General features: G+C 35.7%; 17 protein-coding genes and 3 pseudogenes. 14 read left to right on the top strand and 6 right to left on the bottom strand.

Going from position 1 to position 19,540, the window contains the following annotated elements; all coding sequences use genetic code 11:
* Positions 1-272: 272 nt before the first annotated feature.
* Positions 273-1,663: pseudogene (gene rlmD / locus JCM6256_RS09430) on the bottom strand (23S rRNA (uracil(1939)-C(5))-methyltransferase RlmD).
* A 126-nt stretch (positions 1,664-1,789) separates the two neighbouring features.
* On the opposite strand from rlmD, the gene recX reads away from it, so the two are divergent.
* Complete coding sequence (recX, locus tag JCM6256_RS02005; RefSeq protein WP_025080166.1) at positions 1,790-2,605, top strand: recombination regulator RecX; 816 nt, start codon at positions 1,790-1,792, stop codon at positions 2,603-2,605.
* A gap of 21 nt (positions 2,606-2,626) precedes the next feature.
* A pseudogene (locus tag JCM6256_RS09425) lies at positions 2,627-3,105 on the top strand (hypothetical protein).
* A gap of 19 nt (positions 3,106-3,124) precedes the next feature.
* Here JCM6256_RS09425 and JCM6256_RS09420 read toward each other — a convergent pair.
* Positions 3,125-3,585, bottom strand: a pseudogene (locus tag JCM6256_RS09420) (hypothetical protein).
* Between the two features lie 106 nt (positions 3,586-3,691).
* Between JCM6256_RS09420 and JCM6256_RS01990 the strand changes: the two are divergent.
* Together JCM6256_RS01990 and JCM6256_RS01985 are read left to right on the top strand one after the other, a co-directional pair.
* The gene (locus JCM6256_RS01990) at positions 3,692-4,561 is read left to right on the top strand and encodes a hemolysin family protein (RefSeq protein ID WP_025080165.1); all 870 of its coding nucleotides are present in this window, start codon (positions 3,692-3,694) and stop codon (positions 4,559-4,561) included.
* Positions 4,561-6,132: a peptide chain release factor 3 gene (locus JCM6256_RS01985; RefSeq protein ID WP_025080164.1), complete on the top strand. Its 1,572-nt coding sequence runs from the start codon at positions 4,561-4,563 to the stop codon at positions 6,130-6,132. Before JCM6256_RS01990 ends, JCM6256_RS01985 begins: the two co-directional genes overlap by 1 nt.
* 55 nt (positions 6,133-6,187) lie before the next feature.
* On the opposite strand, the gene JCM6256_RS01980 is transcribed toward JCM6256_RS01985, so the two are convergent.
* A complete protein-coding gene (locus tag JCM6256_RS01980) occupies positions 6,188-6,472 on the bottom strand; it encodes a DUF1827 family protein (protein WP_025080163.1) in 285 nt (94 codons plus the stop codon).
* Between the two features lie 125 nt (positions 6,473-6,597).
* Positions 6,598-8,838, bottom strand: coding sequence for an ATP-dependent Clp protease ATP-binding subunit (locus JCM6256_RS01975; protein WP_025080162.1), 2,241 nt, complete (start codon positions 8,836-8,838; stop codon positions 6,598-6,600).
* A gap of 259 nt (positions 8,839-9,097) precedes the next feature.
* Here JCM6256_RS01975 and ykzS point away from each other — a divergent pair, with 259 nt between their 5' ends.
* The 6 genes from ykzS to JCM6256_RS01945 all read left to right on the top strand — a co-directional run bounded on the left by ykzS (position 9,098) and on the right by JCM6256_RS01945 (position 13,803).
* Positions 9,098-9,280, top strand: a complete 183-nt coding sequence (ykzS, locus tag JCM6256_RS01970; protein ID WP_025080161.1) for a protein YkzS — start codon at positions 9,098-9,100, stop codon at positions 9,278-9,280.
* A 112-nt stretch (positions 9,281-9,392) separates the two neighbouring features.
* Entirely contained in the window at positions 9,393-9,659 is a 267-nt protein-coding gene (locus JCM6256_RS01965) for a phosphocarrier protein HPr (protein ID WP_025080160.1), read from the top strand.
* Positions 9,659-11,392, top strand: a complete 1,734-nt coding sequence (ptsP, locus tag JCM6256_RS01960; RefSeq protein WP_025080159.1) for a phosphoenolpyruvate--protein phosphotransferase — start codon at positions 9,659-9,661, stop codon at positions 11,390-11,392. The genes JCM6256_RS01965 and ptsP overlap by 1 nt, the downstream gene beginning before the upstream one ends.
* Positions 11,393-11,624: 232 nt before the next feature.
* Positions 11,625-12,020 carry a transcriptional regulator SpxA gene (gene spxA / locus JCM6256_RS01955; RefSeq protein WP_025080158.1) on the top strand — a complete coding sequence of 132 codons (396 nt, stop codon included), beginning with the start codon at positions 11,625-11,627 and terminating at the stop codon, positions 12,018-12,020.
* Positions 12,021-12,130: 110 nt separating this feature from the next.
* Complete coding sequence (locus tag JCM6256_RS01950) at positions 12,131-12,865, top strand: adaptor protein MecA (RefSeq protein WP_025080157.1); 735 nt, start codon at positions 12,131-12,133, stop codon at positions 12,863-12,865.
* Positions 12,866-12,942: 77 nt separating this feature from the next.
* Entirely contained in the window at positions 12,943-13,803 is an 861-nt protein-coding gene (locus JCM6256_RS01945; protein ID WP_025080156.1) for a competence protein CoiA, read from the top strand.
* Here the strand turns inward: JCM6256_RS01945 and JCM6256_RS01940 are convergent.
* Both JCM6256_RS01940 and JCM6256_RS01935 read right to left on the bottom strand, forming a co-directional pair.
* Positions 13,789-14,430 (bottom strand): DsbA family protein, encoded by a 642-nt coding sequence (locus JCM6256_RS01940; RefSeq protein ID WP_025080155.1) that lies wholly within the window; start codon positions 14,428-14,430, stop codon positions 13,789-13,791. The two genes, JCM6256_RS01945 and JCM6256_RS01940, sit on opposite strands and share 15 nt — an antisense overlap.
* Positions 14,431-14,532: 102 nt before the next feature.
* Positions 14,533-15,153, bottom strand: a complete 621-nt coding sequence (locus JCM6256_RS01935) for a CYTH domain-containing protein (RefSeq protein WP_025080154.1) — start codon at positions 15,151-15,153, stop codon at positions 14,533-14,535.
* A 74-nt stretch (positions 15,154-15,227) separates the two neighbouring features.
* Here JCM6256_RS01935 and yjbM point away from each other — a divergent pair, with 74 nt between their 5' ends.
* The 4 genes from yjbM (at position 15,228) to JCM6256_RS01915 (ending at position 19,463) form a co-directional block, all read left to right on the top strand.
* Positions 15,228-15,860, top strand: a complete 633-nt coding sequence (gene yjbM / locus JCM6256_RS01930; protein WP_025080153.1) for a GTP diphosphokinase — start codon at positions 15,228-15,230, stop codon at positions 15,858-15,860.
* On the top strand, positions 15,857-16,657 hold the full coding sequence (locus JCM6256_RS01925; protein ID WP_025080152.1) for an NAD kinase: 801 nt from the start codon (positions 15,857-15,859) through the stop codon (positions 16,655-16,657). Before yjbM ends, JCM6256_RS01925 begins: the two co-directional genes overlap by 4 nt.
* Positions 16,654-17,544 (top strand): RluA family pseudouridine synthase, encoded by an 891-nt coding sequence (locus tag JCM6256_RS01920; protein ID WP_025080151.1) that lies wholly within the window; start codon positions 16,654-16,656, stop codon positions 17,542-17,544. The genes JCM6256_RS01925 and JCM6256_RS01920 overlap by 4 nt, the downstream gene beginning before the upstream one ends.
* A 143-nt stretch (positions 17,545-17,687) precedes the next feature.
* Positions 17,688-19,463 (top strand): oleate hydratase, encoded by a 1,776-nt coding sequence (locus JCM6256_RS01915; protein ID WP_025080150.1) that lies wholly within the window; start codon positions 17,688-17,690, stop codon positions 19,461-19,463.
* The last annotated feature ends 77 nt before the right edge of the window (positions 19,464-19,540 follow it).

The raw sequence follows: 19,540 nt of genomic DNA, 5'->3' as shown, positions 1-19,540 counted from the left end.
CTAGTGGAAGAGGTAAAAATTGATTTAACAAATATATAAGTAAGTTTTTATCTCCAAATTTAAAGAATTGTATTGTTGGAAATTAGTGCTATTAGCTCATTACTTAAATTCCAATTTAAAGTTACGTTAATGTAAAGACCCGAACAAGTGAATGTTGGTTGCGATCTTATAGTCGCGACTATCAATTGATAGTTTACCTCGTCCACCCTAATGCAAAAAACAATTGCCCAAAGCCAAGACGGCCGGCAATTGTTTTTTTATTTGCTATTAAATTATTTTCTCAAAGTCAACTTTGCGATACATTCACAACGTGGAGTTTGTGGCAACATATCAACATTTTGGATTAAACGTACATCATATGCTTCAGAAAGAAGTACTAAATCTTGTGCCAAAGTTGATGGGTTGCAGGAAATATAACAAAAGTTGTTGGCTTAACACGCAAAAGAGTTTTGATCAAGCTCTTAGCAAGACCAGTTCTTGGTGGATCAACGATTAAGGCATCGATTGGAAGACCGCCTTTTTGAAGCTCAGGTAAAACTTTTTCAACACTGCCTTGGAAGTAATCAGCATTCTTAATATGATTAAGTTCGCAGTTGTGTTTAGCGTCTTCAACAGCTTCAGGAATAGTTTCAATACCGACAACTTGCTTAACTTGATCAGCAGCGAGAATACCTAAAGTACCAACGCCTGAGTAAGCATCGATTAAAGTTTGATCAGGAGTTAGGTCTAAGTACTTCAAAGCCTCTGAGTAAAGGTTAACGGTTTGAATAGGATTTAATTGGAAGAAAGCTCGAGGTGAAAGAGCAAATTTTTTGTCCAAGATAACTTCTGTAATTTGATTCTTGCCGAGCAATTTTTCGGTTTTATTGCCCCAAACTTGAGGGTTGCGCCAGTCAGTTTCGTTTTGGTAAACGCTAACTACGTTAGGAAGTTTCATAATTTCCTTAGCAAGTGGAATTAAATTCTTGATCTTGTGGCCTACAGTAATTAAAGTAACCTGAATTTCCTTAGTGGCTTCAGATTGACGAACAACGATAGTTTTAATGCCGTCTAAATGTTTGCGACGATCTGCAATGAAGACATGAAGTTTTTCAATTAATTTCTTGATTTCCCGTTCGGTTTTTTGTGTGTCTTCGCTTTGAGTTGGCATAACTGGTAAATCGATCAAACGATGAGAGTTTGGTGCGAAAAGTCCTAGCTTGTTCTTACCGTGATCACGTTCAATTTGATATGAAGCCTTATTACGGTAATGCCATTGATCAGGAGCAGGAATTGTGTTCTTAACTTTATATTTTGCGTAGCCACGTGGGTGATACTTCTTTAATGCTTCAAGAACATTATCCTTTTTAAATTCGAGTTGCTTTTTGTAATCAAGGTGAGCAAGTTCCAAACCACCGATTTCAGGATCAACATCCTTAGGGAAGTCGACACGATCAGGACTCTTTTCTTTGATTCGAACTAGAGAAGCATCAATGTAGTGAGGATATTCCTTTTCTATCTTTGCTACAACGACTTCATTAGGAAGAGCACCAGGGATAAAGATAATTTTCTTACGGTAGTAGCCAATACCTTCGCCGTTAATACCAAGACGTTTAATCGTAATGATAACGTCTTTTTCTTTTTGTTCATTTTTACGTTTGTTGTGTCTAAAATTCTTTTGCATATGCATATTCTTTCTACAATAATCAACAACAGTTTGCATATAATTGTACAACGAAGAAAAAGTTCTTAGCAAGCTTTTCAATTATCTGATAGCATTGTTGTAGAAACTAATAGAAAGGTTAAGAAAATGGCAGTTATTACTAAGGTCAGCGCACAAAGACGTCCGGGACGCTATAATATTTTCTTAGATGGTCAGTATGCTTTTTCTGCAAGCGAAAAGACTGTAGCTGAGTTTGTTTTGCTTAAGGGAAAAGAATTGTCTGATGATGATGTAGCTAAGATGAAGCAATTCGATGATGATGCTAAGGCAACTGATTTAGCAGCACATTTTTTAAGTTATGAGCCACGAACAATCTATGAGGTTTTGCAATACTTAAAAAAGCATCAAGTTTCTGATGAAGCTGCTAATAGTGCCATAAGTGAATTGAGTGAACTAGGCTATCTTGATGATCGTCAATACGTACAATTGTTTTTAAAAAATAATCTGCGTGTTGGCTCAGATGGCCCAAAGAGTTTGTCGCGCAAGCTTTCGCAAAAAGGTGTTGATCCTGAAATTAGTTCTAGTGAAATCGAAAATATTGCAGAAGATGATTGGCTTGAAGTTGGTCAGAGGATTATTAAGTCGTTGCATCATCAAGTGGGAAAAATTTCTGCTCGCGAACTTGAACGGAAAATGAGAACAAAACTTATGACGCATGGTTTTGATAGCAGCCTTTCTAGTGCAATTATTGCCGAATTTGATCTTGAGCCTGATGAAGATGAACAAATGGCTGCTTTGAAAAAACAAGGTATAAAAGCTTATAAAAAGTTTCGGCGCTTTGATGAAAGCGAGCGAAGGTTTAAAATTAAAAGGTACCTATTTAGTCATGGCTTTTCTACAGGCGAGATTGATGCCTTTTTAAATGGGGAAGTTATCGACCTTGACGAATTAGCAGAATATTAGAACTTTTAGAGGAGAAGAAATATGGCAGATAGAACTATTGAAGAAAAAGTATTTGTAGGTCGTCCTTTTATGGGCACAATGATGGATGAACGCAGAACTTTTACTAAGACCAATATGGAAATGGAAAATGATGAAACTTTGCAAAAGTTTTTGAAAGATAATGGTTTAGAAAATAGACGCAGCGTTATGCTCGTTTATGGCCCAGAAAACTTCATGTATTGGTATGGTATCTTAGTTGACCCAAGTGTTGAAGTGCCAAATGGTTGATGAAATATGTTCTTCCTAAGGCAGAAATTGCGGAAGAACAAGAAACAGGTGCTCTTTCTAACTTTAACTTGCCACTTAATTACATTGTTCCTGATTTCTTTGGCAAGCTTGAAAAACGTGGTATTAAAGTTTTTGCTAATCCAGGTGACAGTGAAACTCCATATCTTATTCAAGACTTGGATTTGGATAATAAAAAGCTGACCAAGATTTGGTATCTCAAGGCCAGCAAGTAATTTTTATGTTTAATTTAGCTTAATGTTGTGCAGGATCGATTGATAAGCTGTCGTATTCAACATAAGCACCTAAGCAAGTTGAAACAAACATAATCAATAAGGCGATTCCTGTAGCGTTGCCTACAATTTGATCAAGCGTAAGAAAACGACTAATTAGATCCATTGCTACATAGCAAAGTACGAAGTCGAGCAAAACATTCGCAATTAATAAAAAGTAACGGCGACGAATACTAAAAAAGCGTAAAAGTTGCTTAATCAAACCATCGTGAGTTTGCATGGCAAGTAAATCAACGGGACGTTGAATAGTAGCTTTAATTGCAAACATAATTATAGCTCCTACGAATGCGCCGATTAGGCTACGGCAGATTTCACCTGAGTGAAGGACCAAGCATTATATCCGATTCCGATAACTGCCAAACTGCAAATATAGGGGATTAATAATAAAAAGGTGAAAACTAGCAAAACATGACTTTTTTTCATTGTGTTAAACCTCGTTTCTTTATGTGTATTTTAGCATAATAATAAGGCAAACATGCTATAATATGGGTATTTGAAGACATTTTTAAAGAAAGAGAGTAATGTGACTATGAGTAGCGACCCTGCAGCGGAAAATTTATTTGATCGTTTGAAGAGTAAATTTTCAGGTGCTAAGGAAGAAGGAAATCAGGATCATCTAGCTAAGGAAATTGAAAATTTGCATGATCATCATAAACTTAGTGATACTGAGTATTCAATGATGGAAGGTATTCTTGATTTTCAAGGCAAAATGGTCCGTGAAGTCATGGTTCCGCGTACCGATGCATTTATGGTGGACGCAACAACAAGCTTTCAAGATAATTTGGATGAAATCTTGCATCAACCGTATTCACGAATTCCAGTTTATAAAAAAGATAAAGATAAAATTATTGGCGTGATTCATATCAGAACAGTTTTGCGCAAGGCCCGCGAGAAAGGGTTTGACAATATTGATTATGATGATGTGATGAGTGAGCCACTTTTTGCACCAGAAACTTCAGAATTGGGTGAGTTGTTAGTTGAAATGCAGCAAACGCAACGCCAATTGGCTATTTTGCTTGATGAATATGGTGGCGTTGTTGGTTTGGCAACAATTGAAGACTTAATTGAAGAAATTGTTGGCGATATTGATGACGAAGTTGATCATGCAGAAATTTTATTTAATAAATTAAGCAAAGACAGATACGTTATTTACGGAAAAATGCCACTTGATGATTTTAATGAGCAATTCGGCACTAATATTGAAATGGAAGATGTCGATACGGTAGCAGGATACGTAATTACCAAATTAGGCGTAATTCCGGCTAAGGAAGAAAAGCTCAAAGTTGAATTGGATAACGGGATGACTTTAACAACGGGTAGAATGAAGGGCTCAAGACTTTTGACTGTCATTTTAACTGTTCCCGATAATGTAAAAAAGGAAGAAGAACAAAAAGATTAATGGATACAGAGTTACTAGATAAAGTAAAAAAGAGAAGAACATTTGCGATTATTTCTCACCCGGATGCAGGTAAGACAACTATTACTGAACAATTGCTTTTGTTTGGTGGTGTAATTAGAAAAGCCGGAACTGTTAAGGCCCGTAAGACAGGAAACTATGCAACCAGTGACTGGATGGAAATTGAAAAAAAGCGTGGTATTTCTGTTACAAGTTCTGTTATGCAGTTTGAATATAAAGGCAAACGTATCAATATTTTGGATACACCAGGACACCAAGACTTCTCAGAAGATACCTATCGTACTTTGATGGCTGTTGACGCTGCTGTCATGGTTATTGACTCAGCTAAAGGTATCGAACCACAAACTAAGAAGTTATTTAAGGTTGTTAAAAAACGTGGTATCCCAATTTTCACATTTATGAACAAACTTGATCGTGATGGCCGTCCGCCGCTTGATTTGATTGCCGAACTTGAAGATTTGCTCGGTATTGAAGGTGTGGCTATGGACTGGCCAATCGGCTCAGGACAAACACTTAAGGGACTTTATGATATTGCTAACAGTCGTGTTGAGCTTTATCACAAAGATGGCGATGATCGCTTCATTCCACTTAATGATGAAGGGAGATTGCCTGATAGTGAACCACTTAGTCAAGATCAACAATTCCAAGAAACTTTAGATGAAATTGAATTGATTAAAGAAGCGGGCAATAAGTTTGATCGTGAAAAGATAGCTTTAGGTGATCAAACGCCAGTATTCTTTGGTTCAGCTTTGACTAACTTTGGTGTTGAAACTTTCCTTAACAGCTTTGTTGATTTGGCTCCAGCTCCAGAAAGTCATACAGTCAATGGAGACGAAGAGTTAAGTCCAGAAGATCCAGAATTTTCAGGATTTGTTTTCAAGATTCAAGCAAACATGAATCCACATCACCGTGACCGTATTGCCTTTGTACGTGTCGGAAGCGGCGAATTCAAGAAGGGACTTGATGTAACTTTAGCTAGAACAGGTAAGCAAGTTCGTTTGAATAATGCTACTGAGTTTATGTCTAGTGAACGTGTTCAAGTTAGTGATGCCGTTGCGGGAGATATTGTTGGTTTGTATGATACGGGAAACTTCCAAATCGGTGACAGTATTTATGCTGGCAAACGTAAAATTGTTTACCCACCACTTCCTGAATTTACGCCTGAATTATTTATGCGTGTAACTGCTAAGAACGTGATGAAGCAAAAATCTTTCCATAAAGGTATGAATCAGCTTGTCCAAGAAGGTGCTATTCAGCTTTACCGTAATTATCAAACTGATGAATATATTTTGGGTGCTGTTGGTCAATTGCAATTTGAAGTATTCAAATTCAGAATGCAAAACGAATACAACTCAGAAGTTGAAATGAGTAGTATTGGGCATCGTGTTGCTCGCTGGATTGATCCTGAACAACTTGATCCAGCAATGTCTAATTCGCGTAACTTACTTGTTAAGGATCGCTATGACAATCCATTGTTCTTATTTGAAAATGAATTTGCGGAAAGATTCTTCCAAGACAAGTATCCAGACGTTAAATTAACCGAAAAATTATAATACATAAAAATAAGCACTTGGTATTTAAAGCCAAGTGCTTATTTTTTAGTATTTATTAGTCTTTGTCAATATGAACTTCTACAACATGACGACTCTTATCAACAGTTAAGGTGTAAGTTGTATCTGTGTTCTTAACTAAACGCTTGATAACAAATTCAACTTCGTTTTCGCGGATGCGACGATCATGATTTTCTAAAGCAATACCAATAGCGGTTTTACTTTCAGTATAAATTACTGACGTATTGCCTAAAGAATAAACCTTTACATATGTAGCATCAGTGGTGTTAAGCTGACTTTCAACTAATTCTGAATAACTATTAGTTACATCGATTAAGTGCATGCATTTCACCCGTTTCTTTACTATTTACTTGCAACTTTAGTATAACCTAAAAATGAGAATTTTTTCATAATAAACTACAAAAAAAGAGGAACATAAGCATTCCTCTTTTTCATATATATTATCAATTATTCATCAGCAGAATCGGTATCGGAAGAATCTGTCGTATTAACTTCATCTTGATCGCTGATAACAATTTTTCCATCTTTGACGTCAGCAAGTAAGTTCTTACTTGCTGGATGATCAAGCTTGAAGTCAGCTACATTGTCTTCGATTTCTTCTTGAATTGTTCTGCGAAGTGGACGAGCACCCATTGATGGATTAAAGCCATCATCAACAAGCTTTTCTTTAGCAGCCTCAGTGACGTCGATATGCAAGCCTTGATCCTTTACCATGTTGTTAGTATTGTTAAGCATCAAGTTAACAATCTTGATTAAGTCCTTCTTAGTCAATTCATTAAATTCAATGACATCATCAAGTCTGTTTAAAAATTCTGGTTTAAAGAATTGCGTCATTGAACTTCTTGCGGAATCTTTTTCTTCATCACTGTTTTCTGCGGCAAATCCAACGCTGGCATTCTTAATGCCTTGTCCAGCATTAGAAGTCATGATAATGATTGTATCCTTGAATGAAACTGTTCGGCCTTGTGAATCAGTCAAACGACCATCATCAAGGATTTGTAAGAAGAGGTTCATAACATCTGGGTGAGCCTTTTCAATTTCATCAAGTAAAATCAAGCTGTATGGATTATGACGAACTTGTTCGGTCAATTGTCCGGCTTCTTCGTAGCCAACATAACCAGGTGCTGAACCAATCAATTTAGAAACTGAATATTGTTCCATATATTCAGACATGTCGAAACGAATCATAGCATCTTCTGAGCCAAACATTTGCTTAGCTAATTGTTTAGCAAGTTCAGTTTTACCAACACCAGTAGGTCCAACAAAGAGGAATGAGCCGATTGGACGACCTGATTTGTTAAATCCGATTCTGTTACGACGAATGGCACGAGCAACTTTATCGACAGCTTTGTCTTGACCAATAACCTTGCTCTTTAAATCGGCTGCCAAGTTTTGTAATTGATTTTCTTCTTGTTTTTGAATATCACCGACAGGGATGTTGGTCTTTTCTTCGACAATCTTGTCCATAATCTTGTCAGTAATAATAGGAGCCTTATCAGGATCTACTTTTTGATCCTTCATCTTATCGTATTTTTCAATTTGATCACGATAGTAGGCAGCTTTTTCATAGTCTTCGTTTTTTAAAGCATCTTGTTTAAGCTGTTGAGCAGCATCAATTCTTTCCTTCATCTTATCCTTATCAATATAAGGGATGGTTAAGTTCATTCTTGAGCCTGCTTCGTCAAGAAGGTCAATTGCCTTGTCAGGAAGGAAACGATCTTGGATGTAGCGAGCAGAAAGCTTGGCTGCAGCTTCAATAGCTTTATCAGTGTATTTAACGTGGTGATAATCTTCGTAGCGTTTTTGAATACCCTTTAAAATTTTGATAGTTTCGTCAATTGAAGGTTCCTTGACTTCAACTGGTTGGAAACGGCGAGCTAAAGCTGAATCTTTTTCGATTTCACGGTATTCTTTAATAGTCGTTGCGCCAACTAATTGGAGTTCACCGCGGGCTAAAGCTGGCTTAATAATATTTCCGGCATCCATACCACCTTCAGCGTTTCCAGCACCAACAATTTCGTGAATTTCATCAATAAAGAGAATGATATCATTTCTTGATTGAAGTTCCTTGATTAATTGTTCCATTCTTTGTTCAAATTGACCGCGGATACCAGTTCCTTGAACAAGAGAAACTACATTTAATGAAATAATCTTTTTGTCTTGCAATTTTGCTGGAACCGAACCATCAACAATTTGTTGAGCTAAGCCTTCAACAACGGCAGTTTTACCAACACCGGCTTCACCAATTAGAACTGGATTATTCTTAGTTCTTCTATTTAAAATTTCAATTACGCGGGCAATTTCCTGATCACGGCCAATAACTGGATCGATCTTACCCTTTTTAGCAAGTGCAGTTAAATCTGTACCATATTGATCAAGAAGAGAGCGACCACCTTGGCCCCCGTTGCCATTTCCACCGCCCATTCGCATTTCAGGGCCTTGATTCATATTGTTGTTATTTGCGGCATTGCGGTTATTGCTATTTAAAGCATTGAATAAATCGTCAAAGTCGCCAAAAAATTCATTATTATCGTTATTCATATTATTACCTAAATTATTTAAATTTCCTTGTTGATTTCTTAATTCTTGATAACATTGTTGACATAGGTCAACTTCGCGGCTTTGGCCGTTCACTTTTGTATAAAGGTGAATAGAGGCAGGCCGCTTATGACAGTTTTGACAAAGCAAATATATTACCGCCTTTCACTTTAAGCTTACTAAAATTGTAAGATTAGCACTCTATGATGTCAAGTGCTAAGCACCGGAAATACTTATTTTTCGTAAGAGAATATAAATGCTTCATGAAATGATTCAATTTTTAAAATTTTTTAGCAATGAAATAATATTATTCAAAAATTTGCTTAAAAATAGTAATATAATCTGTAACTATTGTTGAGATGCACAATAGTGGTAGGAAAAAAGGAGATAAAAGAGGCTGGTGATAAATTTGGATTGTCAAAAACTTTTGGATCAATTAGCCGACGGAGAGCTCAAGGAATATGAAGTAGAGCCTAAAGATGCCTATGAATTTCAACAAGCTTTGCGTAATTATGGTCGAAGACAGAACATTAGCGGCCGCGCTAAAAGAGGCGGTAATATAGTCTACTTTGGTACAAATAGCGCTGATTAAATGATGTAACTGTTACATAACTGTTGTATAAATTTCAAAAAAATGATAATCTAATATCCGAATAGGTATTTATTACCAGTTTAATTTTTCGAATTTAAAGGAGATATTCAAAATGGAAAAACGCGATTTTCATATTATTGCAGAAACAGGTATTCATGCTCGTCCAGCTACTTTATTAGTACAAGCTGCTTCAAAGTTTGGTTCAGACGTTAACTTGGAATACAACGGCAAGTCTGTAAACTTGAAGTCAATCATGGGTGTTATGTCACTTGGTGTTGGTCAAAATGCTGACGTTACTATCACTGCTGATGGTGATGACGAAAAGGATGCTTTGGATGCAATTGCTGACACTATGAAAAAAGAAGGTTTAGCTGAATAATGACCAAGACTTTAAAAGGAATCGCAGCTAGTGACGGTATTGCCATCGCTCCAGCTTATCTTCTTGTTGAGCCTGATCTTTCATTCTCTAAAACAACCATTAGCGACATTGATTCAGAAGTAAGTCGTTACAAGAAAGCTGTTGCTGATTCAACTACTGAAGTTGAAAATATTCGCGATATTGCTAAGAAGAGCTTAGGTGAAGAAGAATCTCAAGTCTTTGAAGCTCACCTTATGATCTTGAACGACCCAGAATTTACTGGTGCTATTGAAACTGAAATTAAAGATCAAAAGGTTAACGCTGAAGCTGCACTTGATGAAACTGCTCAAAAATTCATTGCAATTTTTGAAGGTATGACTGACAACCCTTATATGCAAGAACGTGCTGCCGACGTACGCGATGTTTCTAAGCGTATTATGGCTCACCTTCTTGGTAAGAAGTTGCCAAACCCAGCTTCAATTGATCACGAAGTTATCGTAGTTGCTCACGACTTGACTCCAAGTGATACCGCACAACTTAACAAGAAATATGTTAAGGGCTTTATTACTGATATTGGTGGTCGTACAGCTCACTCAGCAATTATGGCACGTTCATTGGAACTTCCTGCTGTTGTTGGTAGTGATTCAATTACCAAGGACGTTAAGGATGGCCAAATGTTAATTGCTGATGGTTTAGACGGTGATGCTATCGTTGAACCTAGTGATGATCAGGTTGCTGAATACAAGCAAAAGAGTGAAGCTTTCCTTAAGCAAAAAGCCGAATGGGCTAAGCTTAAGAATGAACCTTCAGTAACTGCTGATGGCAAGAAGTTTGTTATTGCAGCTAACATTGGTACTCCTAACGATATGCCAGGTGTTCATGATAACGGTGCTGAAGCTATTGGTTTATACAGAACTGAATTCTTATACATGAATTCTTCTGACTTCCCAACTGAAGATGACCAATTTGAAGCTTACAAGTCAGTTATCGAAGGTATGAACGGTAAGCAAACTGTTATCAGAACCATGGATATTGGTGGTGATAAGCACCTTGATTACTGGGACTTGCCAGACGAAATGAACCCATTCTTAGGTGTACGTGCTATTAGACTTTCACTTAAGAATGAAGAAATCTTCCGTACTCAATTAAGAGCTTTGCTTCGTGCTTCTGCTTACGGTCCTTTGGGCATTATGTTCCCAATGATTGGTACTTTAGCAGAATTACGTAAGGCTAAGTCAATCTTAAATGATGAAAAAGACAAGTTGGTTAAGAAGGGCGTTAAGGTTGGTGACGACTTACAAGTCGGTATGATGATCGAAGTTCCTGCTGCAGCTGTTTTGGCTGATCAATTTGCTAAGGAAGTTGACTTCTTCTCAATTGGTACTAATGACCTTATTCAATACACTATGGCTGCTGACCGTGGTAACGATGAAGTTTCATACTTGTACCAACCATACAACCCTTCAGTATTACGCTTAATTAAGCATACTATTGATGGTGCCCACGAAAATGGAATTTGGGTAGGTATGTGTGGTGAAGCTGCCGGTGATAACACCATGTTCCCAATTTTACTTTCAATGGGACTTGATGAATACTCAATGAGTGCAACTTCAATCTTGAGAATTAGAAGTTTGATGAAGAAGTTAAACACTGAAGACCTTAAGGAATTAGCTAATGAAGCATGTTACGTTTCAGAAACTGCTGAAGATAACGAAAAATTAGTTAACGACTTAATGGCTAAGCTTAACAAGTAATCATTAACTGAATATTAAGAAAATACAATTCAGAGTCATCTGAATTGTATTTTTTTGTTTAATGCTTTTTAAATAAAATGTTCACACTTTCTTCACGAAATACCTCTATTATTAGATATGTCAAATGAAACAAGTGTATATCATAAAAGTGTACTTACAAAAGAGAAGCAAAAGTGTTATACTATACATAAGTTGAAAGATGTAATGTTTTATTCTAAGGAGCGTGAACTTTATGGTAGATTTATACGTATCTCCTAGCTGTACCTCATGTCGTAAGGCAAAGGCTTGGCTTGAAAAACATGATATTCCATATAAAGAAAGAAATATTATGTCAGAACCTTTGACTAAGGTAGAATTATTACAAATTCTGCGTATGACGGAAAATGGTACTGAAGAGATTATTTCTACACGCTCAAGAGCTTTTCAACAATTAAAAATAAATTTAGACGATTTATCAATTGATCAGTTACTTGATTTAGTAGAAAAGAACCCAAGTTTATTAAGAAGACCAATTATTATGGACGATCGCAGACTTCAAGTTGGCTATAATGAAGACGAAATTCGTCGTTTCTTGCCACGCAAGGTGCGTCGTTTAGAGCTTGCAGAAGCACAAAAGATTGCAGATTAATAATTACTATAAAGCGCTAGTTTTCGTAAACTAACGCTTTTGTTCTAAACAAAATTAAGGATACTTTGTTATACTATATACAATGAATCAACTTTACGGAGGTGAAAGTGATGGAGATTCGTCGAATTGATGAAAATACAATTCGTGTACAACTTTCTCGAGAAGAATTAGAAGAACGTGGCGTTAATGGCTTAGATATGTTGAGTGATCGTCATAAAATTCAAGATTTCTTCTATACAATTTTGTCTGAAATTGATACAGATCATGATTTTGCCCATGATGAACCAGTTTCTTTTCAGGTAATGCCTAATAATGGAGGCTTAGATTTATTAATCAGCAAAGCAAAAGATGGCGGAATTAACAGTTTGCAAAAAATGCTGAGAGGTGAATTGGATGATGATATTAGTAATACTAATTCTCAACCAGTTAAGCCGGGCTTTTCCGATTTAGATAGTAATAATGACAAAGCTGGGCATAAACAAAATGTTGCTAAGGTAAATCAAGGCTTTTCTTCTCATGATGACAATAGTCAAGAGGAAAATTTGAATCATGCTTATGCATTTAACGATTTGGATACAGTAATTGAACTTGCTGATAACTTGCGTGCTAATGATATTGCGTCTAGCTTGTATTATCAAAGAGGCAAGTATTTTATGGAAATAGCTTTTCTTAGTGAAGAATATTCTGAATTAAAGCCTAATGATGCTTGGGCAATTGCTAATGAATATGGCATTAAGATTAATGAAAAAGAAATGAACTCCGTAAAAGAAATAGGTAAATGTCTTTTTAGACAAGATGCTTTAGGAAATATACGTCATTATTTCATTAAACCAGCTAAAATTTAAATATTAAGAAACTTTAAAGAATAAAAAAGAGCAGGAAAATTCCTGCTCTTTTTTCATATATATACATGGGTGAAAAAATGTATGCAGCCATGTTAAAAAAGAAATTAGTATTAGCAGTTGATGAAGAAAGGCACGTTTTAAATAAAGAAAAAAAATTAAATTTCGAGAAATATCGTTGTCCGCATTGTCGAAAGCCAGTAATTTTGATTTTATCGCAAAAGAAGAGTGCATTTTTTAAACATTTATCTGAAATAGATAATACAATGGGCGAAAAAGAAGAACATTATACTAGTAAAAATTTATTGAAGTCAGCCTTTACAGCTGCAGGATTTAATGCTCAAATGGAAGTTCCGCTTGCCGACGGACAATTGCGGGCAGATGTTTTAGTTTCGCCAAAGTTGTCGTTGGAAGTTCAATGTGCTCCTCTTAGTAAAGAAGAATTTTTGCATCGACATAATTTATATAAACAAATTAACGTTTTAGATTTATGGATTGTGGGTCAAAGACATTATTTAAAGACAAAGCTCAAAAAAACACAGCTCATTTTCTTTAGAGAGAATAAGCTGTGGGGTATCTATTATTTAGAAATTGATCTTAAACGTAATTATTTGCGTTTAAAATATAATGTTATTCAAGAGCCAATTACTAATAAGCTACGATATCAAATTGTTAATTTTAAGTTAGATGAGATTGGTATGCGAAAGTTTTGGTATTTTAGACCTAAAAGGAAAAAGTATCAATTAAATTCTGATTCGCAACGGCAATATTTAATGCGCCAAATAAAACAAAAAACTCATTTAGGCTTAGCTGTGGCAGAAAAATTATATCGAAATCATCTTTCTGTTGAACAACTGCCAGATGAGCTTTTTGAAAAATGGCGAAAACCAGGTGAAAAGAGTTCGCTATTTAAATATTTAGAAAAATTAGATCAAGCGTAGATGACTGTTGCCTGAAAAGACATTAGAAATATCGGTATTTTCTGTTGCTTCTATTTTTGGGGATGCAGGAGTTAAAAGAGTAGTAAGTTCATCTTGATTAATTACGCCTTCTAATAAAAATCCATAGTTATTATCATCATCTTCATTGAAAATAATAGTTGTAGGAGTTTTATGAATCTTCCATTGTTCAGCTAATTTACGATCTTGTTTGATAGAATTTTGAACGTAATCTGATTCCGCTAATGATTGAACATCTTTATAATTCAATCCTAAATTAAGAATGATTTCTTTAACAAGACAAGCTGAAAAACATGAACTATCAGTAGTCATTTTTTGTTGCAAATTAAAAAGGAAAGTTCGAGCTTTTTTATTTCCATAAGCTAGTTTAATTGCGTGGTAAATTTGTAAAGCTTGATTTGCAGTGAGGGTGTAATAAGAAAGGCCACAAGTTTTTTGCTCATCTTGATGACGACGAATAATGTCATCTTTAATAATATTCATACTTGTAATTGGTACAAAATGATAACAAGTATCAATATTTAATCTTTGAATGGTTTCCTTAATTCGACGCTCAGTATCGTAGCAATAGATACCAGTAGGGTTAATAAAAAGAAAGATCTCAAACATAAACTTAACTCCTGTTCATTTATTTCATAGTTACTTTAGCAAGAAATAATTGAAGAAACAAAGAATATGTTTTGTTTTCTATACAAAAATTTTCTTTATGTGTTATTTTCTGTGTGCTAAAGCGCGGGCAATTTTATTTTGATTGGTATTTTCTTTGGTCTGTGTAAATAAAAAATCTTTTTCAAGTTGAAGCTGTACTTTTTTAATTAATTCAGGATCAGTATTTTCAATTTCCAGTTCATAGTCTTCATAACCGTCAGGATATTGCGTATCATCCAAGGTTAATTCACAATTTTCAGGACCGTTTGCAAGTATACGGCGAGTTTTACTCCAAGTAAAAAGATTTAATTTCGTTTTCTCATCTTTAAAATGTTTGTCTAGATATGAACCAATATTACCAGAGAAAACAAATTTTTGATTGTTTTTTGCTTGGTCAACAAAATTTTTAGCATCGTCTAAAGAAAGATCATCGTTAATTTCAATGACTTCATGGAACTTCTTTTGCAAAGGGCGCGTATCTGGTACTTTCATTGTTTGTTCAGCATGATCACTATAAATACGAATTCGTAAACCGATATTGTGATCTTTTAAAACCCAGTCGGGCGTATCAAAATAATAATTTTCTTGAATAAAATCACTTTTCACAGGAAAGGCGGCAATTAGCTTTTGATAAACTTCTTTGCTTAGTATAGTTTTTGCTTCGATTTCACGATTTTTTGACAATTAGGTTCACTCCAATCTCTATTACTTAATTATATGTTAAAATTACAGGTGTTTGAATAAGAAAGGATTTTTTCATGAATATCGATTGGGATAACTTCTTATGGCCTTATAATGAGGCTGTTCGTGAATTAAAAGTAAAATTTCGTTCTTTAAGACAAAGCTTCTTGACTAAAGGAGAACATTCGCCGATTGAATTTGTGATTGGTCGAGTAAAAACCGTCGATTCAATTAAAGAAAAAATGCAACGGCGGGTAATCAGTCCAGAAGTTATTGAAACGGATATGCAGGATATCGCGGGAATTCGAATCGTAACGCAATTTGTTGATGATATTTACAAGGTTGTCGATTTGATCCATGAACGTGATGATATGGAAGTTGTGGAAGAGCGAGACTATATAAAAAATGCGAAGCCATCCGGTTATCGTTCATACCACATGGTAATTTCTTACACAGTTTATTTGCCTGAAGGGCCTAAAAAATTAATTGCTGAAATTCAAATTAGAACAATGGCAATGAACTTTTGGGCTACGGTTGAACATACGCTTAATTACAAATATCAGGGTGTATATCCGGAAGATATTTCTGAGCGTTTAAAATCAACTGCTGAAGCTGCATATCAACTTGATGAAGAAATGTCGGCAATTAAGGATGAAGTGCAAGAAGCACAGAAGATTTTTACAAAAAATAAGGGCAAGGAAAAATCATGAAAGTTGCAATTGCGCACAATAACTATAAAAACACCTTGAAGGTAGTTGCTCATTTAAAGGATTTATTGAGTAAAAAGAATATTGTTTATGATGAAAAATATCCTGATATAGTGATTACTGTTGGTGGTGATGGAACGTTGATCAATGCATTTCATCGCTATGCAAATCAGGTTGATTCAATTCGTTTTATTGGGGTGCACACGGGCCACTTGGGCTTTTATACAGATTGGCGCAATTATGATGTTGATAAGATGGTTGATGCCTTGCTTTTGCAAAAGGGTGAGGCGGCTAAGTATCCACTACTTGATGTAAAAATGATTACTGAATCAAACGAAGAACGGCATTTCTTAGCATTAAATGAATCAGCTATTAAGAGAGTATCGCATACTCTTGAAGCCGATGTTTATATTGAGGATCAATTATTTGAAAATTTTCGTGGAGATGGATTATGCGTTTCAACGCCTACTGGCTCAACTGCCTATAGCAAATCATTAGGTGGGGCCGTTATTCATCCAGGATTAAAGGCCTTGCAAATGACAGAAATTGCTTCAATCAATAATCGAGTTTTCAGAACTTTATCAGCTCCGATTGTTATTGCACCTGATCAATGGATAACGATTATTCCAAATACGGATCACTTTGTAATGACAATTGATGGTGAAAGAAAAGATGTCCGTAATGCCAAGAAGATTATTTATCGTATTTCTAAGCATTCAATTCAGTTTGATCGCTTTGGACATCATCATTTTTGGTCGAGAGTAAAGACGGCATTTATTAACGATGAAGAGGAAGAATGACACTTTTTAAGTTGAGAGTAACAGAAAAGGATCCCAAGAAATTAGGATCCTTTTTATTAAAAAATGGTTTTTCAAGACAAGCCTTAAATAAGTCTAAGCATCACCATGGGCAAATCTTTGTTAATCATAAACGGCGTTATACCAGTTATATTCTTAAGGTTGGAGATGAGGTTCTCTTTTTAACGGGAGAAGAAAAGAAAAATCCGTTTCTTAAGCCTTCAAATGGTGAAATTAATATTGCTTTAGAAACAAAAAATTATTTAGTAATTAATAAAGCGGCTGGCGTATTATCTATTCCTTCAAGGTATGAAGATGATGACGCTTTGGTTAATCGAGTAATGGGCTATTTTGCTCGTAAAAATGAGACCGATTTGAAGCCACATGTCGTAACTCGTCTTGATCGTAATACATCTGGCCTGGTTTTAATTGGGAAAAATGCAATTGCGCACGCGCGTTTTAGCAAAATTGGCAAGCAAGATTTTATTAAAAAGTATCATGCGATCGTTCATGGTAATTTTAATGAAAATGAATTAACTGGTTTAGTCGATGCACCGATTGGTAAAAAAGGTACAGGAGTTAAACGCAGTGTAATTATAGGCGGACAAAGTGCTCAAACCGAATATCGCGTTTTAAAGCAAGTTGATGGAGCGAGCTTGGTCGAACTGCGACTTTTAACGGGAAGAACGCACCAAATTCGCGTTCATATGAGTCATATAGGTCATCCCTTATATGGGGATGATATGTATGGTGCAAATGATAATTTTTCACGTCAGGCTTTGAACTGTTTTTATTTAAAATTTCCCGATCCTTTTTCCAATGAAACTCGTGAAATTAGGATTGAAGATCCGCAGGATATGACAGCTTTATGGAACAGATTATGCAAGTAATCTGTTCTTTTTCATTAATCAAAAGTTATAAGCAGATTTAAAGTTTGTAATTCTTTGAACAAATCCATTGATAAATGAAACCGCTTTTAATACAATAGAAGGTGAAAGATAAAAGCTATACTTATACAGAAAAGAGGAACAATATGTATTATTCAAATGGTAACTATGAAGCTTTTGCAGATACTAAAAAGGCAAAAGATGTTGATCATAAATCTGCATATATCATTGGTAGTGGCTTAGCTGGACTTTCTGCAGCTGTATTCTTAATTCGTGATGCTAAGATGAAGGGTGAAAATATTCATATCTTAGAAGAATTACCTGTAGCCGGCGGTTCACTTGACGGAACAGATCGTCCAAATGCTGGGTTTGTTGTACGTGGCGGACGTGAAATGGAAAATCACTTTGAATGTTTATGGGATATGTATCGTTCAATTCCAAGTTTGGAAGTGCCAGGCGCATCATACCTTGATGAATATTACTGGCTTGATAAGAAGGATCCTAACTCATCAAATTGTCGTTTGATCCATAAGCGCGGTGAACGTCTTCCAAGCGATGGTCAATATGGTTTAGGTAAGTGCGCAAATGAAATTGTTAAATTGATTATGACACCAGAAAGTGAAATTCAAGGTGAAATGATTGAAGATTTCTTCAGTGATGAATTCTTTGAAACTAATTTCTGGGCATATTGGTCAACCATGTTTGCCTTTGAAAAGTGGCATTCACTTTCTGAAATGCGTCGTTACTGCATGCGTTTCATTCACCATATCGATGGCTTGCCAGACTTTACTGCTTTGAAATTTAACAAATACAACCAATATGAATCAATGGTTAAACCAGTTTTGGCCTACCTTAAAGATCATAATGTTGATATTCAATACAATGTTCATGTTCAAAACGTTATTGTTGATCATGAAGCTGACAAGAAGATTGCTAAGAAAATTGTCATGACTAAAGATGGCAAGCAAAGCGACATTGATTTAACAACTAATGATCTTGTCTTTGTAACTAATGGTTCGATTACTGAATCATCAACTTATGGTGATCAAAACACTCCAGCTCCAGTTTCTCATGAAAAAGGCAGTTCATGGAAGCTTTGGGAAAACTTAGCTGCTCAAGATCCAGCATTTGGTCATCCAGATGTCTTCTGTGAAAATATTCCGGAACGCAGTTGGTTTGTTTCAGCAACAACTACAATGAAGACTAAGAAGCTTGCGCCATACTTTGAACGTTTAACTAAGCGTAGCCTTTACGATGGCAGAGTTAATACTGGTGGTATCATCACCGTAACAGATTCAAACTGGGGCTTAAGTTTTACTATTCACCGTCAACCTCACTTCAAGAGTCAGAAGCCAAATGAAATTGTAATTTGGATTTATGCTTTGTACTCAGACACAGAAGGTAACTACATTAAGAAGAAGGTTACCGAATGTACCGGTAAGGAAATTTGTGAAGAGCTCCTTTATCACTTAGGTGTTCCAGAAAATGAAATTTCACAAGATGCTAGCGAGGAAAACATGAACACAGTTCCTGTTTACATGCCATACATCACAAGTTACTTCATGGTTCGTCGTGATGGTGATCGTCCAGCTGTTGTTCCTGAAGGCTCAGTAAACCTAGCCTTTATTGGTAACTTCGCAGAAAGTCCAACCAGAGACACAGTTTTTACAACTGAATATTCCGTCAGAACTGGTATGGAAGCTGTTTACACGCTTCTTGATGTTGATCGTGGTGTTCCTGAAGTATTTGACTCTATTTACGATATCCGTCAACTTCTTCGTGCAATGTACTACATGGGTGATAAAAAGAAATTGGTTGATCAAGAAATGCCAATGCCTGAAAAGCTTGCAATTAAGACAGGTATGAAGAAGATTAAGAAGACATGGGTGGCTCAACTTCTTAAAGAAGCCAACTTAATGTAATGAATAAATAATAAAAAATCTGGATTTATTCCAGATTTTTTTGTTTTTCTCTAGAAATATAAAAGTGCTTGTTTTAG

Source organism: Lactobacillus hamsteri DSM 5661 = JCM 6256 (assembly GCF_000615445.1).
GTDB classification, from domain to species: Bacteria; Bacillota; Bacilli; order Lactobacillales; family Lactobacillaceae; genus Lactobacillus; species Lactobacillus hamsteri.
Note: the sequence above shows the minus strand (reverse complement) of the source record. Positions and strands in the feature narration are given on the sequence as shown.

Excerpts from the sequence above, each read along its gene's own strand:
- recX (WP_025080166.1), top strand. The coding sequence starts at position 1,790 with ATGGCAGTTATTACTAAGGTCAGCGCACAAAGACGTCCGGGACGCTAT.
- JCM6256_RS01990 (WP_025080165.1), top strand. The coding sequence starts at position 3,692 with ATGAGTAGCGACCCTGCAGCGGAAAATTTATTTGATCGTTTGAAGAGT.
- JCM6256_RS01985 (WP_025080164.1), top strand. The coding sequence starts at position 4,561 with ATGGATACAGAGTTACTAGATAAAGTAAAAAAGAGAAGAACATTTGCG.
- JCM6256_RS01980 (WP_025080163.1), bottom strand. The coding sequence starts at position 6,472 with ATGCACTTAATCGATGTAACTAATAGTTATTCAGAATTAGTTGAAAGT.
- JCM6256_RS01965 (WP_025080160.1), top strand. The coding sequence starts at position 9,393 with ATGGAAAAACGCGATTTTCATATTATTGCAGAAACAGGTATTCATGCT.
- ptsP (WP_025080159.1), top strand. The coding sequence starts at position 9,659 with ATGACCAAGACTTTAAAAGGAATCGCAGCTAGTGACGGTATTGCCATC.
- spxA (WP_025080158.1), top strand. The coding sequence starts at position 11,625 with ATGGTAGATTTATACGTATCTCCTAGCTGTACCTCATGTCGTAAGGCA.
- JCM6256_RS01950 (WP_025080157.1), top strand. The coding sequence starts at position 12,131 with ATGGAGATTCGTCGAATTGATGAAAATACAATTCGTGTACAACTTTCT.
- JCM6256_RS01945 (WP_025080156.1), top strand. The coding sequence starts at position 12,943 with ATGTATGCAGCCATGTTAAAAAAGAAATTAGTATTAGCAGTTGATGAA.
- JCM6256_RS01940 (WP_025080155.1), bottom strand. The coding sequence starts at position 14,430 with ATGTTTGAGATCTTTCTTTTTATTAACCCTACTGGTATCTATTGCTAC.
- yjbM (WP_025080153.1), top strand. The coding sequence starts at position 15,228 with ATGAATATCGATTGGGATAACTTCTTATGGCCTTATAATGAGGCTGTT.
- JCM6256_RS01925 (WP_025080152.1), top strand. The coding sequence starts at position 15,857 with ATGAAAGTTGCAATTGCGCACAATAACTATAAAAACACCTTGAAGGTA.
- JCM6256_RS01920 (WP_025080151.1), top strand. The coding sequence starts at position 16,654 with ATGACACTTTTTAAGTTGAGAGTAACAGAAAAGGATCCCAAGAAATTA.
- JCM6256_RS01915 (WP_025080150.1), top strand. The coding sequence starts at position 17,688 with ATGTATTATTCAAATGGTAACTATGAAGCTTTTGCAGATACTAAAAAG.